Origin of the sequence: Roseibium sp., from assembly GCF_025698965.1 — a bacterium.
In the GTDB taxonomy this organism is placed as follows: domain Bacteria; phylum Pseudomonadota; class Alphaproteobacteria; order Rhizobiales; family Stappiaceae; genus Roseibium.
On record NZ_JAILWL010000622.1, the window covers coordinates 1 to 3,058 of the forward strand.

Annotated in this window: 1 protein-coding gene; it reads right to left on the minus strand. The window is 50.6% G+C overall.

Translation table 11 applies throughout. The features are described from left to right. A partial coding sequence (locus tag K5905_RS30650; RefSeq protein ID WP_297591509.1) for an ATP-binding protein occupies positions 1-2,965 on the minus strand: 2,965 nt, incomplete at its 3' end. Positions 2,966-3,058: the final 93 nt, after the last annotated feature.

Here is a 3,058-nt window from a genome sequence, read left to right on the forward strand (position 1 = left end):
GGCCATCACGCATCCAGCTTGAAGCATGAAAAGTCCAATCGATTTGTCTGACTCGAGCGCTATCCCAAAAATACAAGTTCGGCGATGTCAGAAGTGGTGCTAGCGGCCCTTTAAGGAGTGAAGGACAATACTTGGATAGATTGACTAGGACGCTTATCAAAGCTACGGAATTGCCCTCTCGCAATAGCCTCTCAAGAACTAAGCTGACATCTTCCTGAGTGTCAATTTGCAGTACTAGCCATCGCTCCAGAGCGTCAAGCGCACAGTAGAGATTGCCAGTTCCCATGTCATTTGATTGAGGCCAGCAAAATACTTCATGCCCTCCAGAGAAACTCTTTTCGGAGTCATCAGAGAGCAGCAGGCCTATGCAGCTAGATGCATCTTTGCGCCTTCGTTCGTCGAGCCATCGTTCAGTGCAGAAGTTAACAAGCTCGATGAGCGCACCAACGGCCGTATCTGGCGCTATTTTTAGGAAGCTGAAGAAGGGACTTTTCCAGAAGGCAGTAGGATAGCCATCGCGTGAAAACTCAAGGCCCAAATCTAATCTCATTCTACTAGAATGATGCTCGCGTGTTGGCTCATCCTCAATTACGAGAGCGAGCAGTACTTCGGCCGCCACCTCGGGTCGAGCTTGCATTAGTGATTGTATACCTTGCCCAGTAATACACGCAGACCTAAAGTCCTGATCAACTTGCCGGCTCGCTCCAAGTGGCCAAGGTGGTAGGTCCTCGCGCAACATGCCAATTGCGGGTGGTAACCGTTGTTTTCTCTCATGCTGAGCCTTGTAACCTGGATCCGTTTTCAAACGTTCAGCATGCGCCTCCGCTTTCTCACGCTTGGATTCTGCGATCCGCCGGTTAACCTCTGAGGTAACTGGGCGACGCCCAGCTAGCTCCAGCGCCCAGTCGCAAATCTCTTCTGGTAAATCTGAAGCTCCTGCGAGTGGCGCAAGGTAAAGCTCGAGCTCGTCCGTTATAAACATTACGGTGTGACCCTTCGAGACTTGAACAGTCCGCGCCATTGCTAAGGCCAGCTCCGCTAGTTCCTGACGGAAGGGCATCGTCTTACCATTGCTGAGTTCTCGTACAGTCCCTGTGAGCCAGGTTTGAATAACCTTGGCAAGGGCTGAAGAAACTAGCCCACCCAAACGTTCCCGCTGTGAGATAAGAAACCGAAGAAGAGGAGGCCAACGAGCAAAGATAATCGAGCGGAACTCCGCTTCCATATACAAACTTAGTGAAGAGCTCAGACCTCGTCCGCCGCTTTTTGGAACTGTCCCAATGTGGTGAAACCTGACGAGCATACGTGTGAGGAGCTTGGCGTCATTCGCAAGCAAGAATTCGACACGCTCGGAAAGAAAGAATTCCGCCTCAGGATCCAAACAAAGAGCCTCAAGGAGAATATCGCCAACGAGTCGCTTCTTGGCGACCTCGGCTGCTGCAAACGCAGCATCCCATGCGGTGCCTCTTTCCGCTGGCTGCCTAAGTAGGAACTGACCCAGCATCCGGAGCGCATTAGTCCATAGTGGGTTCTCTGCTAGAGGCGCCCAATTCGAAGTATCCGTTGAATTTTGCTTTAGGAACTGAAACCGAGCCCAATCGGCCGCAAGGTCGTGTTCAAATTCGATACGATTCGTGCGTTCATTCTGCGTGAGCGGAAGTTCTGAGTGACGCTTTGCGAAAATTGCGGTATCGCCGGGGTCCAAGTCAGTCAATGCAAAGCTTCGCTCAAACGATGCCTCTCTTTCCGCGAGCCGCATCATCAAGGCTTGTAGGTCGGCTCGGTCCTTTGTCCAATATTTCCAAAGCCTATCAGCGATGGCTGTATGGGATGTGGGCACATTCGATTGTGAGCCCATAGCAGCACCAGCAGCTATCACCCATGCAAAGGTCCGCAAGTTCCTTAAGGCTGAGATTGTCTCGTCATGCCCCGTAAGCCATCCAAGACTTGGCGAAGATAACAAAGCGAGCTTCACGTCATAATCGTCGAGCTGCTTGAGTTCTACGAGTTGGGCTTTTTGTCTACCAAACATAGCCTCCTCGCCTGCGAACCAGCTTTGAGGCTGAGTTATTAAGATCACGCGCCAAGTATCGTCATCATTTTGGCCATTACTTTGAAGAATTGCTTGAAGTAATCGACGTATGACTACGTACTCGGCTGGCTCAATCCGTTCGGCAGAATCAATGACGAGGACATTTCTTTGTTTGACCGTCGCATTTAGGACTATAGAAAGTTCGTGTCGAAGAGGAAGACCGCCTCGCTTCGCCGCACTTAGAGCTGTCTTAAACTCTTCGGGGCCGAACCAAACCTGTTGCCAAGATGGGTATTCCATATCCAGGACTGTCTTAACCAAGGCTGACTTGCCACAACCTGATTCCCCAAAGACGACACTGAGAGAATTCTCCCAGAGCGTCTTCTTCAAGAGCGCTTTATCGTTTGTCCTAGGGACGGTGTATCCAGAGGGGAGCTCAGTCTCTATGCGCTCTTTGCGGTCAGCAGTGACATCCGACAGCGTTTCCCAGTCACGTTCGAAATCTGGACTGTGACGAAGCTCGAATCTGGTGCGAAGAAGCGACCAAAGGCTTTGAATTGTGATGGTGCCTTTTCGAAGCCGTACATCCTTGGCGATGTTAATCAGCTCTTTCCATAGCTCTTTTGCTTGGTCAGCATCTCCTGAGCCGAGCAATCGACGGCATTGTGCGATCGCTTGGGTCTCTGTCTCTGAATGAGCGGATTGCAGGTCGATCGGTATGACGTGTAGCGTCCGAATAAGGTTAATCGTTTCCTCGTCGCTTGCCGCTACAATTCCGTTTGGTTTTTGGATACTTTCAAAAACCCTGGTTTGGTTGGAACTTGCCTTTATTAGACTCAGTGCAAAAGAAGAATCCGAACCAGAGCACGCGCCTTTTACTTCCCTCCATATAGCGTTGAAGTCTTTATGAAATTCGCTTGTAACGAGCGCCATTCCATCTGTAGTTCGATTGAATGGACCCTCGGTATCATTCCACTGTGCCCATACGCGTGTCACAAAGTCAGCAGGAAGGCCTGTTTTGGTAAC